14 protein-coding genes are annotated in these 13,516 nt (G+C 39.4%); 7 read left to right on the top strand and 7 right to left on the bottom strand.

Annotation, left to right across the window (positions count from 1 at the left end; all coding sequences use genetic code 11):
• Positions 1–4: 4 nt before the first annotated feature.
• From CLW00_RS06705 to CLW00_RS06690, 4 genes are read right to left on the bottom strand one after another with little or no spacing between them, the layout of a single operon-like run.
• Positions 5–670, bottom strand: a complete 666-nt coding sequence (locus tag CLW00_RS06705) for a CBS domain-containing protein (protein ID WP_106132887.1) — start codon at positions 668–670, stop codon at positions 5–7.
• Between the two features lie 56 nt (positions 671–726).
• Positions 727–1,347: an anthranilate synthase component II gene (locus CLW00_RS06700; protein ID WP_106132886.1), complete on the bottom strand. Its 621-nt coding sequence runs from the start codon at positions 1,345–1,347 to the stop codon at positions 727–729.
• A complete protein-coding gene (locus tag CLW00_RS06695; RefSeq protein ID WP_106132885.1) occupies positions 1,331–1,876 on the bottom strand; it encodes a CvpA family protein in 546 nt (181 codons plus the stop codon). Before CLW00_RS06695 ends, CLW00_RS06700 begins: the two co-directional genes overlap by 17 nt.
• Positions 1,877–1,886: 10 nt before the next feature.
• Entirely contained in the window at positions 1,887–2,336 is a 450-nt protein-coding gene (locus CLW00_RS06690) for a GatB/YqeY domain-containing protein (protein ID WP_106132884.1), read from the bottom strand.
• A 60-nt stretch (positions 2,337–2,396) separates the two neighbouring features.
• Here CLW00_RS06690 and CLW00_RS06685 point away from each other — a divergent pair, with 60 nt between their 5' ends.
• The gene (locus CLW00_RS06685) at positions 2,397–3,113 is read left to right on the top strand and encodes a pyridoxine 5'-phosphate synthase (RefSeq protein ID WP_106132883.1); all 717 of its coding nucleotides are present in this window, start codon (positions 2,397–2,399) and stop codon (positions 3,111–3,113) included.
• A 22-nt stretch (positions 3,114–3,135) separates the two neighbouring features.
• Here the strand turns inward: CLW00_RS06685 and CLW00_RS06680 are convergent, their stop codons facing one another.
• Entirely contained in the window at positions 3,136–3,396 is a 261-nt protein-coding gene (locus tag CLW00_RS06680) for a hypothetical protein (protein WP_106132882.1), read from the bottom strand.
• Positions 3,397–3,579: 183 nt separating this feature from the next.
• Here CLW00_RS06680 and CLW00_RS06675 point away from each other — a divergent pair, with 183 nt between their 5' ends.
• Positions 3,580–4,422, top strand: a complete 843-nt coding sequence (locus tag CLW00_RS06675) for a hypothetical protein (protein WP_106132881.1) — start codon at positions 3,580–3,582, stop codon at positions 4,420–4,422.
• A 156-nt stretch (positions 4,423–4,578) separates the two neighbouring features.
• Here the strand turns inward: CLW00_RS06675 and CLW00_RS06670 are convergent, their stop codons facing one another.
• Positions 4,579–6,261 carry a DUF885 family protein gene (locus CLW00_RS06670; protein WP_106132880.1) on the bottom strand — a complete coding sequence of 561 codons (1,683 nt, stop codon included), beginning with the start codon at positions 6,259–6,261 and terminating at the stop codon, positions 4,579–4,581.
• Positions 6,262–6,490: 229 nt separating this feature from the next.
• Positions 6,491–7,387: an AraC family transcriptional regulator gene (locus CLW00_RS06665; RefSeq protein WP_106132879.1), complete on the bottom strand. Its 897-nt coding sequence runs from the start codon at positions 7,385–7,387 to the stop codon at positions 6,491–6,493.
• Positions 7,388–7,580: 193 nt separating this feature from the next.
• On the opposite strand from CLW00_RS06665, the gene CLW00_RS06660 reads away from it, so the two are divergent.
• The 5 genes from CLW00_RS06660 (at position 7,581) to CLW00_RS06640 (ending at position 13,500) form a co-directional block, all read left to right on the top strand.
• Positions 7,581–8,471: a dihydrodipicolinate synthase family protein gene (locus tag CLW00_RS06660; RefSeq protein WP_106132878.1), complete on the top strand. Its 891-nt coding sequence runs from the start codon at positions 7,581–7,583 to the stop codon at positions 8,469–8,471.
• Between the two features lie 173 nt (positions 8,472–8,644).
• Positions 8,645–10,090: an aldehyde dehydrogenase (NADP(+)) gene (locus CLW00_RS06655; RefSeq protein WP_106132877.1), complete on the top strand. Its 1,446-nt coding sequence runs from the start codon at positions 8,645–8,647 to the stop codon at positions 10,088–10,090.
• A gap of 267 nt (positions 10,091–10,357) precedes the next feature.
• Positions 10,358–11,356: a 4-hydroxyproline epimerase gene (locus CLW00_RS06650; RefSeq protein ID WP_106132876.1), complete on the top strand. Its 999-nt coding sequence runs from the start codon at positions 10,358–10,360 to the stop codon at positions 11,354–11,356.
• Between the two features lie 7 nt (positions 11,357–11,363).
• Positions 11,364–12,263: a DUF481 domain-containing protein gene (locus CLW00_RS06645; protein ID WP_245917189.1), complete on the top strand. Its 900-nt coding sequence runs from the start codon at positions 11,364–11,366 to the stop codon at positions 12,261–12,263.
• A gap of 91 nt (positions 12,264–12,354) precedes the next feature.
• Positions 12,355–13,500, top strand: a complete 1,146-nt coding sequence (locus CLW00_RS06640; protein ID WP_106132875.1) for a DNA polymerase III subunit gamma/tau — start codon at positions 12,355–12,357, stop codon at positions 13,498–13,500.
• Positions 13,501–13,516 lie beyond the last annotated feature (16 nt).

Genomic DNA, 13,516 nt, shown 5'->3' with positions numbered 1-13,516 from the left:
TATTTTAGATATCCAAAAATCTAAGCAGGTTGCCTATCCTGTCTTTTTCTTCACTTACGCCTGCTTCTTCTTGATAATGGTCTATGATTTTGTAACCAAACCTTTCCAGTGTGGCTTTAATATGTCTCAATTCAGACTTATCCAGCTTGAGGGTTAACTTTATTTTGCTGTCATCCAATGGGTCATTGGATATAAAACTGCTAAGAATTTTAGCGTTTTCAGTTTCTATAATTCGGGCAATCTCAAACAAACTGTAATCTGTCATAAACATTGACAAAATTACAACAGCGCCATGTGATTGAATAGATAGGGTATCGGCAAAAGCTCCTATGGCATCTTCCATTGTCACCACCCCTAAGTATTGATTTTCTCTGTCTACTACTGCCACCATATTTACTCCATTTTCAGAAGCAGTCTTGATGACATCATATATATGTTTATCCAAATAGACAAAACAGGTAGGTGAATCAAACTCGAAATCCCCGATACGCATATCGGGATTGTTGAGGGTGTAAATGAGTTCGTCGGATAAAAAACCCAAAAAACTACCGTCTTTTACAACAGGCAGTATGTTAGTCCTGATTTCCTCCATCCAGGACAAAGCCATTTTTGCTTTGTCGTTGACTTTCAAGGGAGGGATCAAGTTATTTATAAATTCGTATGCCTGCATGTTCTAAAGATATTAAATTGAATCTTAATATAAAACCCCAAAAAGTTAACTAGGGTTTAGTTTTGGTGATTTACAGAATCAATATACTCTTGAATTTTTGATCCTTTGACATTTATATTTGAAAAGTGAAGCCAGTTATTGATAATTTTCAAGCCGAATTCTGTGAGGTGAGCTTCGGGATGGTATTGGATTCCCATGATGGGTAGGGTCTTGTGTATAAAGGCCATTACTTCATGCTCTTCTGTTTCCAAAATGACTTCCAAACAGGCAGGAATGTCCACTATTTGCAGGGAATGATACCTAGTGACATTAAAAGATTCAGGGATTTCATTGAGCACAGGGTGGTCACTTGTTTGAATTATTGTATGCACTTTTCCATGCACGGGCTTTTCTCCTTTTTCCAGTTGTCCTCCAAAATACTCTCCAATTGCCTGATGTCCCAGGCATATTCCCAATACAGGGATTTGATCAGCAAAAAAATCTAAAATTTCCATCAAATTGGCGGATTGAATTGGGGTGCCAGGGCCAGGCGAGAGAATCAAGGCCTCAAATGTTTGTTCTTTGAGACTTTCTAATGGTGTGTCATTTCTGACAATTTTCAATTCAAGCCCCAATTGTCGAAAATAGTCTGCTAGGATATGGGAAAAAGAGTCAAAATTATCAATCAATAAAACCATCAGAAGAAGATTTTACGATTTGCTGAATGCCGGCGACAGTATCTTTGATGATAGGGGTGTATTGGTCCATTGCTGAAATAATAGCCGGCGCCAATGGCTGTACGTAAGCGTATGATTTGGATTCGAGTTTCATTTCCTCAGTCACACTAAATTCAAATGCATCTGCAATCCAAATAAAGAGGCTCAAGATAAATGCAGTTTTCACCACTCCCAGAATCCCCCCAGCAATGCTGTCAACGGATCCGAAAATGGTAAAATCGAGTGTTTTTTTTACCAAAAAAGCAAGACCCCTGATAATCAGGATCACCCCTAAAAAAATCATTATAAAGGCGATAAATGGAAGTGCAAATGTCATTTCATCGACCCTTGAAGCCAGAACCTGGGCTCCCCAATCCATGAAATGGAAAGCCAGGAGTACCGCTAAAATGAATGCTACAATGGACAGGATGCTGATAAACAGCCCCTGTCTGTAGCCACTGTAAGCTCCCAAGATGCAAAAGACCAATATGATAATATCAAGAGCTCCCAAAGGATTTAAATTAGGAAAGTAATGACTTTACTTTTGTAGATATTGCTTTTCCGTCTGCTTTTCCGGCCAAGGCTTTTGATGCAGCACCCATTACTTTTCCCATGTCTTTGGGACCTTCCGCACCTACTTGGGCGATTATTTTTTTGAGCTCAGCTTCCAATTCTTCTTCGCTCAATTGCTGTGGCAAAAACTCATTGATAATGGTCAATTCAGCCATTTCAACCTCATACAGGTCTTTTCTGTTTTGCTGCTCATAAATATCAGCGGAGTCTTTGCGTTGCTTGGCAGCTTTGGTCAATAGCTTCAACTCTTCTTCCTCAGAAAGTTGTTCTGCAGCACCTCCTTTTGTTTCTTCCAATAAAATCAAAGACTTGATGGCACGCAATGCACGCAGTCTGTCTTTGTCTTTTGCCAACATGGCTTTTTTTATTTCACTTTCTACACTTGCCTTTAAACTCATTCTCTTGTTGTTTGTATTATAGGTGTAAATTTGCTCAAAATTATCTTTTAATTTAGGAAAATGACCAAACTAAGTGTAAATATTAACAAAATAGCCACCCTTAGAAATGCAAGAGGGGGAAATAATCCTGATGTGGTAAAGGTAGCTTTGGATGCTGAAAGATTTGGATCACAGGGGATCACTGTACACCCCCGACCTGATGAAAGGCATATAACCAGACAAGATGTTATGGATCTGGCCAAGGTAGTCACAACTGAATTCAATATTGAAGGTTATCCTGACAAAAGGTTTATGGAGATCATCAAAACCATCAAACCTGCCCAAGCCACCTTAGTGCCTGATCCACCGGATGCCATTACCTCCAACTCAGGTTGGGACACCATCAAGCACTTGGAAATGCTCAAGGATATAGTAGCAGAACTTCATGGGTACGGCACTAGAGTGTCGATTTTTATCAATCCGGAAAGCAAGTATTTCGAACCTGCCAAGCAAACGGGTACAGATAGGGTCGAACTATACACCGAGCCTTATGCGTCTCAGTACCATCAAGATCGGGAAAAAGCAGTAGCTCCTTACGTGGAAGTAGCCAATTTAGCCAGAGAGCTCGGGCTTGGTATAAATGCAGGACATGATTTAGATCTTCATAACCTCCAATACCTCAAAAAAATGATCCCTTTTTTAGATGAGGTATCTATTGGCCATGCATTGGTCTGCGATGCATTGTATTATGGATTGGAAAATACCATTCAGATGTATAGAAGGCAGTTGGAAATGTAAGTGGCAGGGAAAAGATTGATTTTCACATTAGAACCAAAATCAGCACAATAATAAATAGGAAGGAAAAGCCAAGATAAACCATGTTTCTCATGTGTTTCTTATTCTTTTCCTCCTCTTTTTTCCATGCTTTCAGTTCATCGAACTTATTGCCAGCCTCTTGAATAGATATTTTTTTGTGTGACGTATACGGATTATCCTTCAGACCGGGTCTTGCAATCCGGAGATCACGGTTTTGCTTAAATGAATCTTTTCCCTGTCTGGAAAAACCTATTCCACCTGTCATGATTGTATTTTAAATCTAACTTCCTTACTAATATAGTTCATTGCTTCAAGAGAGACAAATCAATCTCTGAATCAAAACCATTGGTTATTAATTTAAATCATTTATAATTTTATTAATGAATTATTAAATCCGAAAATTATAAAAATAAATTTAAATAATTACTTTTGAGAGAAAATACCTATTATGAGAATTTGTTGGATTTTGTTTTTAGGCTTATTCATTTTTGCCTCGTGTAATCATACGGATGAGGAGGTAACGATACCTCCAAATTCATTTTATCCTGATTTAGAAGACCTTAGTGAAGAGATAGTTTATGTGAGAGAATCGGACATTTCAGTGCCTCCTGCGTTTGCGTGGGACATGCATACTGAGGCTCGCTTTTCCTATACGGAAGGTGCCCTGCTGGGTATGGATGGAGAGACGCGTTTTTTTTCAGGAAGAGAGAGGTTTAGGAGTACTGTAAATTATGCCGCTGCCAACATTAAAGTAAACGGAGTTGCCATGTGCAGAAGCGATGATCAAGGGTGTGATTATGAGGATTATAGATTATCTGGTGCTTGGAATTTTGTTGGGGAAGTACGCATTCCAGGTTATTTAGAGTGGGAATTTATAGATTTAAAAAAAACCAAGAAATTTGTGTTGAAATTCGATGAACTCCCAAAGCCGGCATTTATAACCGAATATGATCCGATTTTGAGATTGGAAGGCAGTAATTTAATCCGGTTTCAAAAGAATAATGAAAGTGATTCTGTTTTTCTTCAGTTAAATATCATTCCTAAGCGCAATCTCAATCCGGACAATTTAAGAAATTCCATTTCCACTAGCTATCCTGTGATGCCACAAGGAAATACTTTTGAAATCAGAGGGGAAGATTTGTTCCATAATGCTCAGTCAATACCAACTGAAAAGGATTCACTTTTCATTACAGTGGTCACTGTTAAAAGGATTGTAAAAGAAGTAAACGAGACATTGTTTGGCTTCACTTATTATACTAAAGACCATAGGGCTGTCATCTTGCAAAAATGACCTCTTTCTAAATCATAGCTTATTCTGAGCCAATCCCGACAAAGGTGGAAAGAATTTCCAATAGTATCTTAAATATCTATTAATATCGGAATTGACCCAGAGTCAGGTTTTTGTTTCTTTTCTGTTAAAGTTCAAAATATCCAACTTGAAATTTTATTAATCTAGGAACCTCCAAGTACTTTTGAAATCTTTTGGCAAATCCTCTTTCATTCTTGCCCTTAACAGCTCTATTGGGGTGTAATTTTGGGTGATGAAAAAATCATGGAATTCCTTTTCGGTCATTTGGCCGCTTTCCACCATTTCATCTCTCAAACTATAGACTTGTAGTCCTCCGATCATGTAAGCCAGTTGATACAGTGGGCCATAGCTGCCTTCAAATGATCTTCTGACTTCTGCTTCTGCATTGGCGCGCTCATGCCCAACCCTATCCACCAGGAAGTCGATACACTCTTGTGGCGTCCATTTGTCTAAGTGGTAGTTCAAAGAAAACACAATTCTGGCGGCACGGTGCATCCTCCAAAACAACATGCCTATTCGGTCTTCCGCATTTCTTGGGAAATCCTTGTCCCAAAGGTTGAATTCCCAGTATAATGTCCAACCTTCCACCCAAAAAGGAGTATTGAACACCCTTCTGTGAGGAAAGTGTCTTTGGTTCATAAATTGCTGAAGGTGATGGCCCGGTATCAGTTCGTGCTGGACTGTGGCTCTTGAAAAATGAGGATTATTGCCGCGCATACTCATCATTTTTTCTTCCTGAGTCATTGTAGAGGTGGGATATGATATTATAATGCTTTCACCACCTAAGAAGAAAGGGTTTACCTTTTGTCTTTCAGCGGACATCATCGTAGTTCTCCAGGTTTCCTTGGCCATGTCAGGAATGGTCAACAAATCTCTGTCTTCCAGAAATTTTATAGCTTCTTCTGACATTTCAGCCACCATCTGAGGCCATTCACCAGCTGGAACATAAGTGTTTTTCACGTGTTCCAAAGCCTCTTTCCAGTCTTTGCCAAAGCCCAATTCTTCTGAAGCCTTGATCATTTCCGCTTCACACCAAGCATATTGTTTTTCACCTTCTTCCAATAATTCTTCCGCTGAGTAAGGGATCATATTGAAAGTGAGTTCTTTTTCGATCGCCAATTTACCGACAGGTTTCCCGATGATTCCAGATCCGTCGTCTTTGACAAGTGTATTTTCAAAGTGTTCTTTCAAAAAAGCACCGTAAGCTCTAAAAACCTCATTCAAGCTTTCCATGGGCTTTTTCATCCACCAGGTAAACTCAGGATCGTAGTCATAATAAAAATTATAAGCCTCTTCCGTACTTTTTCTTAAAGCCTCGACAGTTTGTGAAGCCAATTCAGCTTTTTGCCAAGAGTCAAAGGGCTTTGATTTTTTCATCGTAGCCCACTTGAGCTTGATGTCATTCTCCACTTTGGTAAAAGTAGCTGCCAATGCTTTGGCGTCAGGCTTGACCGCCATACGTCTGGTTTGATAGAATTTTTCAAGGTCATTTTTAAAGTCTGTCACATGGCTTATTTTTTTGAAATCTTCATAGGCCAAACCATGAAAGAAAAGTTCTTTTTCCAGGTGATTTTTAAAAAGTTGGTAATCCATTTTGCCATCCAAAGAGTAGGAATCATAAGGCATTCTGTTCAATGCGTCAAGCCAGTCCTTATAGAGTTTGTCAAAGCGCTGAAAATATTCATCTGATAAGGGATTGTTGTATTTTCTGGCCAAAGCTCCCCGGTCAGCCTGATAGCTGCTGATGGCAGGATACAATTCGGTAGCGAAAGATGATTGAATGATCAAAAAGCCAAATAAAAGTAGAAAGAGGTTTTTCATGTTTGAGGTACTTGGTGGTTAGTAAAATGAAATATAGCGGAAATAAAAGTAGATGAAAAGTTGAAATTTAAGATTGGTAAATCATCTATTTAACTAATTGAGAAAGTCTTTTTAAGATTCTGATATTCATGGGGAGGGTTTTGGATAAAACTGATACCTTTTATTGAAATAAAAACTCATTAATCATCCCTGCAAATCTAGAATATGTTTTTAGACTTGCAGGGATGATTTAAATTGAGTACACCGTCGAACCAAGCTTAGATACTCGTCCTCTAAACTCCTTGGGCGTCTCTTCCTGAATTTTTTTGAAAGCCCTATTGAAATAAGAAAGATTCTGAAAGCCACATTGATAGGCAATTTGTGAAATACTCAGGTCTTTTTCCTGCAATAATTGGCAAGCTTGGTGGATTCTGACCTGGGTCAGAAATTCTGTGAAGGTCTTACCTGTCCTTTCTTTGAAAAACCGGCAAAATGCTTCCTTACTCAAATTTGCTTTGTTGGATACCTCCTGTAGACTTATGGTCTCATGACTATTTGAAAGTATAAAAGACATCACCTGCCCCATTCGTTTTCCTTCAGTTTCGGTATAGTTTTTTTGAAGGATAATTTGATTGAGCGATGATAAGATATCCGGTTGTTGAAGCATTCGCAAAATCTGAAAAGCAGACAATAATTTATCCAAACCCTCTTTAGTGGCAAAATCAGCGATACTATTACCTAATGTTTTTTTGTTTTGACCATGAATAGCAAAACTCCCCTTAGTTTGTTGAAGCCATTGGTTTAGGCCAGCTAATTCGTCTACCTCCATAACCTCTGAGCCCAATGCGTCAAAATCAAAAAATATGGTATAGCCCAAAGAATGCTTTTCGCCATTTTCGTCAAAGTATGCACTGTCTGAACGAAATACATGAGGCATATTAGAAGAAAAGAGAAAAATATCTCCAGGTTCAAACCTGCCCAAGTAATCTCCAACCATTAGCTGACCACTTCCTTCTTTGATCATTGTCAGTTGCCACTGTGGGTGTTGGTGTAATTTGTCATAAAAATACCTTCCCGAATCCACCTGATAGCGAACAAACTCCTTATTGGATTTAGGTATTTGGAAGGATATGATTTTGCGGGTCATATTTTTTCAACTGTGGACTTATGCTGATGTTCTTAATATTATGGTTATAGTGGTATAATATTAATGAAAATTAAGATATATATTACCATTATAATCAATATAGTATTGATTTGGATTAATTCTGTGTGGAGATCAGGCTTGGTTTATGTTTAACTTTGAGTAAAATATTGAATTTAACCTTAACAGTATACATATGAATTGGAAAGGCGTATTTCCGGCAGTAACGACTAAATTCCATCAAGACGGTAGCTTGGATATGGACATGTTTTTCAAAAACATTGATGCCCAATTAGAGGCAGGAGTAAACGGGATAATTCTCGGGGGTACTTTAGGGGAATCCTCTGTACTTTCTTTTGAAGAAAAAATCAAACTCACCAGTGAAACAGTGAAGTATATCAATGGTAGGGTTCCCGTCATCCTTAATATTGCTGAAGGCGCAACCAGAGATGCTATTTTTTGGGCAGAAAAGGCCAAGGAGCTAGGGGCTTCAGGTTTGATGATTTTACCTCCCATGCGATATGCTGCGGACCATAGAGAAGTGGTGACCTATTTCAAAGCTGTAGCCAATAGTACTGATTTACCAATTATGATCTACAACAATCCTGTGGATTATAAGACCTTGGTGACCATTTCTATGTTTGAGGAATTGGCTGAATGTGATAATATACAAGCCATCAAGGAATCTACGAGAGATATATCTAATGTCACCCGTATGCGCAACAGGTTTGGAGACCGTTTCAAATTGCTCTGCGGCGTAGATACCCTTGCCATGGAAGAACTTGTGATGGGAGCAGATGGATGGGTCGCTGGTCTAGTCTGTGCTTTCCCTAATGAAACTGTGGCTGTCTATAACTTGGTAAAGGAAGGTAAAAATGAAGAGGCCTTGAAAATATACCGTTGGTTTTTACCTTTATTGGAACTTGATATCCATCCAAAACTTGTACAATATATCAAACTCGCTGAACAAATGGCAGGCATAGGAACAGAGTGGGTAAGAGCACCACGCTTGACCTTGGTAGGAGAAGAAAGGGCGAAAGTAGAGAATATAATCAAGAGAGGATTGGAGCATAGGCCGAAAATTTGATCGGGGAAGGAAAGGGAATTTGGTAGAAATGTGCCGTCAGTGAAATATATTGAAATATTTCCACTGTATTTCTGCCTTATTTCAATTGTATTTCCACCCTATATCTACTTTATTACAATTATATTTCAAACACTTGAAATACCAATTACTTTCAATTTTAAACTAAAATCACCATGAATTTCGACAAAATATTCCAATCTGCTCAGGAAGCATTTTTATACTATAAAAAGATAACAGGAAAAGAAAAAGCTGCTTTTTTGAAAAGAATAGCTGATGGTTTGGAAGCAGAAAAGGGAAGTCTGATTCCCTTGGCTTCTGAGGAGTCCAATCTTCCTGAAGGTAGGATCACTGGCGAACTAGGCAGGACTGCCGGTCAGATTAGGCTATTTGCGAAGCTAGTAGAAGAAGGGACTTGGGTAGAGGCAGTGATTGACCATGCAGATCCTGAAAGGACGCCGGCGCCAAAACCTGATCTTCGTAGAATATTGACGCCACTAGGACCTGTTGTTGTTTTCGGAGCGAGTAATTTTCCTTTGGCTTTTTCTACGGCTGGTGGTGATACCATTTCTGCCTTGGCAGCGGGTTGCCCTGTTATTTACAAAGGTCATCCGGCTCACCCTGAGACATCCAAATTGGTGGCTCAGGTGATTCACAAAGCCGTAATTGATTCTAATTTACCGATAGGGGTTTTCACCCATGTGGAAGGGGGGATCGCAGAGGGGCAGGCTTTGGTGAAGCACCCAATAGCCAAAGCAGTGGCGTTCACAGGTTCATTTACGGGAGGGAAGGCATTGTTTGACCTTGCAAGTCAAAGGCCGGAACCCATTCCTGTTTTTGCTGAAATGGGCTCTGTCAATCCGATCATTGCACTGAAGGAGAAGCTTGGAGCAAATGTAGCATCCATGGCAAAAGCTTTTGTGGGCTCTCTGACACTGGGAGCAGGGCAATTTTGCACCAATCCTGGATTGATTATGGTTCCAAGTGTGCATGCTGAGACTTTTGCTGAGGCTGTCAAAAATGAGCTAGAAGAAATCGCTGCGGCGCCTATGCTGAATGAAGGTATTGCAGAAGCTTACTACAAGTCCTTGGAGAGCATGAAAGAACGGAAGGAATTGGAATGGGTTCAGGTGGCAAAGGCCAAAGACTTGATCAAAGCCTATCCCGCACTAGCCAAAATCAAAGCTGGAGATTGGCTGGAAGATGACCATTTTCAACAAGAGGTTTTTGGCTCTTTTGCACTCATGGTTGTCTATGAAAATTTCAATGAACTCTACGCTATTGCACAGCGGCTTCATGGACAATTGACCATTACTCTTTGGGGAGAGGATGCGGAATTGTCCAATAAAATTGACTTGATCAACCTATTGGAAGAAAAATGTGGCAGGTTACTGTTTAAAGGTGTTCCAACTGGAGTTGAAGTAGGTCATGCAATGCAGCACGGAGGACCATACCCTTCTACTACAGACAGTCGGTATACTTCAGTAGGTTCTGGTGCCATCAAACGTTTTGCAAGACCCATCGCCTTTCAGGATATGCCGCAAGATTTGCTTCCTGATGCCTTGAAAGATGAGAACCCTTTAGGTATTTGGAGAATGATGGATGGGGATTTTAGAAAATAATGTAGAAAAATAGCATTGCTGAAATATTGTATAAATATACTCTACCTGTCGGCAGACAGGTTCGCGAGATATTGTAGAGATACGCTTTGCGAAATACAATAGAAATATGTTCTACCTGTCAGCAGACAGGTTCGCGAAATATTATTGAAATAGGCCAGCAATTTAGATCAATCATATATCCACTCTATTTCCATCATATTTCAACTGTATTTCAACCATATATCCACTTTATTTCAATCTTATTTCTACCGTATTTCAATTTAAAATATGAGAAAAACCTTCCAATGTATTGATGCACATACCTGTGGCAACCCTGTGCGGGTGGTGGCAGGGGGAGTTCCTTTTTTGAAAGGAAATAACATGCTCGAAAAAAGGCAATATTTTTTAGAAAACCTTGATTGGATCAGGACAGGATTGATGTTTGAGCCCCGAGGACATGATATGATGTCTGGGTCCATGCTTTTTCCACCACATGACCCTGATAATGATTTTGCAGTCCTCTTTATCGAAACTTCAGGCTGTCTGCCTATGTGTGGTCACGGGACTATTGGTACGATTACCATTGCCATAGAGGAAGGTTTGATTGAACCCAAAACACCCGGGTTCCTAAGAATGGAAGCCCCTGCGGGACTGGTTTTGGTAGAATACAAGCAAGAAGGAAAGAAAGTCACTTCTGTCAAATTGACCAATGTGAAAAGTTTTTTGGCAGCCGAAGGCTTGGAAATTGAAAGTGAGGAACTGGGTAAACTTACTGTTGATGTTGCCTATGGGGGCAATTTTTATTGTATAGTTGATCCCCAAGAGAACTTTTCTGGCTTGGAGAATTTCAAGGCAGAACAATTGGTCTCAATGGCTAGAAATCTCCGGCAAAAAATGAATGAAAAATACGACTTTGTTCATCCCGAATATCCTCAGATCAAAGGACTTTCGCATGTGCTTTGGACGGGAAAAACGCTAGATGAATCCAGTACAGCTAGAAATGCTGTTTTTTATGGCGAAAAAGCCATCGACCGTTCTCCTTGTGGTACGGGAACTTCGGCCCGTATGGCACAGTGGTTTGCCAAAGGATTGTTGAAACCAGGAGATGAATTTATCCACGAAAGTTTTATTGGATCTAAGTTTATAGGAAGGATAGAAGAGGTAGTTGAGATTGCTGGTAAGCCAGCCATTATTCCAAGCATTGAAGGTTGGGCTAAGATTTATGGGTACAACACCATTATATTAGATGATGATGATCCTTATGTTCATGGTTTTCAGGTGATTTAGAAGATTAGTGAGAAAAGAGAGGGAATACAGTATACAAGTATTCCTTTCTCTTCTTCTTGGATTTTTGGATACCAAGCCAAAAATCAAAACCTTTGCAGAAACCAAATCAACTATTGTTTTGAAACTGATTCCCTTTGTAATTCTCTTTTTTATTTCTTCTAGTGCCTTTTCTCAAATTCTAAACATTGAAAGGTATCGGATCAAAAGTGATACCGCAAAAAACCTTTCAATAAAGACGACAGCCGGGTTGAATGTATTTAACCGGAGTGCAGCAGCAGATGCCCCCGTGAATTTATTTGGGTACAAATGGGATATTAACTCTATGTATCATCCGGGCAAACATGCTTATATTTTCGTTTCAAATTTTGATTACCTCAGGATCAATGACAATGATTTCCTCAATTTCGGGCTTATTCATGGCCGAACAGTATTCAATTATGATAAGAAAAATAACCTGGAAGCTTTTGTACAGTATTCGTTTGATAATTTCAGGGGATTGGCTCCAAGATGGATAACAGGAGGTACTTTGCGTAAAAAACTCATAGACAGTAAAAGACTCACTTTTATAATAGGGCTTGGGGCATTGTATGAAAATGAAACTTGGTTTCACCCTGTTGAAGAAAATTTTGTCAATGTGGAGTTCTTGAAGAACTCCAATTATTTTTCACTGCGGTGGACAATCAATCAATTTGTGGATTTCAACACCGTGATTTATTATCAAGTAGGCCGTGACAGGGAGATCGAAGCGTTCCGAAACAGGGTAAATGGAAACTTCAATTTGAATACAAAAATCACGGACCGTTTTTCTTTCAACAATAGTTTTAATTTCAGCTATGAGGATAAACCTATCGTGCCGATTACTCCATTTATTTTTTCCTTCAACACAGGGATTTCATTTGATTTTTAATCCGGTTCAAAATGAAGCTGTTAGCGAAAAATATCAGTAGATTGCCGCAAAGAGCGGGTTCTAAATTATAATAATTTTATATCTTGCGGTGATGGAAAATTTTGTTGTTTCAGCTAGAAAGTATAGACCTTCCAATTTCAAAAGTGTAGTAGGCCAAGGGCATATCACTACGACTTTGAAAAATGCCATCAAAAATAATCACCTCGCTCAGGCATTTCTATTTTGCGGGCCTAGAGGTGTGGGTAAGACCACTTGTGCCAGAATATTGGCCAAAACCATAAACTGTGAACATCTTACGGCTGATTTTGAGGCCTGTAACGAGTGTGACTCCTGTAAGGCATTCAATAACAATGCGTCTTTCAATGTACACGAACTTGATGCTGCTTCCAACAACTCTGTGGAGGATATCCGCAACTTGGTGGAGCAAGTAAGGTACGCACCGCAGCAGGGACAATACAAAGTATATATCATTGATGAGGTGCACATGCTCTCCAACCAAGCATTCAATGCCTTTTTGAAGACATTGGAGGAGCCTCCCAAGTATGCCATATTCATTTTGGCCACTACAGAAAAGCATAAAATCATTCCAACTATTCTTTCAAGGTGTCAGATTTTTGATTTCAACAGAATTCAAATTAACGACATCACAGAACACCTCAAGTATATCGCGCAAGAGGAAAAAATCGAATATGAGGACGAAGCACTCCGCTTGATCGCTACCAAGGCAGATGGAGCTCTTAGGGATGCACTTTCTATTTTTGACCTTATAGTCACTTATTCTGCAGGGAATAAGCTTACCTATCAGGAGACCATCGACAATCTTCACATACTTGATTATGATTATTACTTCAAGGTTGTCGACGCTTTACTTGCGGGAAGTATTTCCAATGTTCTCTTGATTTTTGATGAAATCCTAAAAAAAGGATTTGATGGGCATAATTTCATCGTTGGGCTTACTGAGCATTTGAGAGACTTGATGGTATGCAAAGACGCAGCGACAGTACAGCTTATTCAGGTTTCTGATAGCGCTAAAGAACGCTATTTGCAGCAGTCGCAAGAGTCCAGTATGTCCTTTTTACTCTCAGCCCTTAACATTTGCAATCAATGTGACATACAATACAAGGCTAGTAAAAACCAAAGACTACATGTAGAGTTGGCCTTGATGAAACTGGCCAAATTACCACAAGCTATTTCCTTGGCAGTACTCGCTCAAGAAGAGTCAAAAAAAAAAGCTTAACTGATTCAAAAGAAAG

Source organism: Mongoliibacter ruber, assembly GCF_003003005.1.
In the GTDB taxonomy this organism is placed as follows: domain Bacteria; phylum Bacteroidota; class Bacteroidia; order Cytophagales; family Cyclobacteriaceae; genus Mongoliibacter; species Mongoliibacter ruber.
The sequence above is the reverse complement of the archived record's forward strand: the minus strand, read 5'-3'. Positions and strand labels throughout refer to the sequence as shown.

Bases quoted from the DNA above. Each gene is read 5' to 3' on its own strand.
- CLW00_RS06665 (WP_106132879.1), bottom strand. From the start codon at position 7,387: ATGACCCGCAAAATCATATCCTTCCAAATACCTAAATCCAATAAGGAG.
- CLW00_RS06705 (WP_106132887.1), bottom strand. From the start codon at position 670: ATGCAGGCATACGAATTTATAAATAACTTGATCCCTCCCTTGAAAGTC.
- CLW00_RS06700 (WP_106132886.1), bottom strand. From the start codon at position 1,347: ATGGTTTTATTGATTGATAATTTTGACTCTTTTTCCCATATCCTAGCA.
- CLW00_RS06650 (WP_106132876.1), top strand. From the start codon at position 10,358: ATGAGAAAAACCTTCCAATGTATTGATGCACATACCTGTGGCAACCCT.
- CLW00_RS06680 (WP_106132882.1), bottom strand. From the start codon at position 3,396: ATGACAGGTGGAATAGGTTTTTCCAGACAGGGAAAAGATTCATTTAAG.
- CLW00_RS06655 (WP_106132877.1), top strand. From the start codon at position 8,645: ATGAATTTCGACAAAATATTCCAATCTGCTCAGGAAGCATTTTTATAC.
- CLW00_RS06675 (WP_106132881.1), top strand. From the start codon at position 3,580: ATGAGAATTTGTTGGATTTTGTTTTTAGGCTTATTCATTTTTGCCTCG.
- CLW00_RS06685 (WP_106132883.1), top strand. From the start codon at position 2,397: ATGACCAAACTAAGTGTAAATATTAACAAAATAGCCACCCTTAGAAAT.
- CLW00_RS06690 (WP_106132884.1), bottom strand. From the start codon at position 2,336: ATGAGTTTAAAGGCAAGTGTAGAAAGTGAAATAAAAAAAGCCATGTTG.
- CLW00_RS06670 (WP_106132880.1), bottom strand. From the start codon at position 6,261: ATGAAAAACCTCTTTCTACTTTTATTTGGCTTTTTGATCATTCAATCA.
- CLW00_RS06640 (WP_106132875.1), top strand. From the start codon at position 12,355: ATGGAAAATTTTGTTGTTTCAGCTAGAAAGTATAGACCTTCCAATTTC.
- CLW00_RS06660 (WP_106132878.1), top strand. From the start codon at position 7,581: ATGAATTGGAAAGGCGTATTTCCGGCAGTAACGACTAAATTCCATCAA.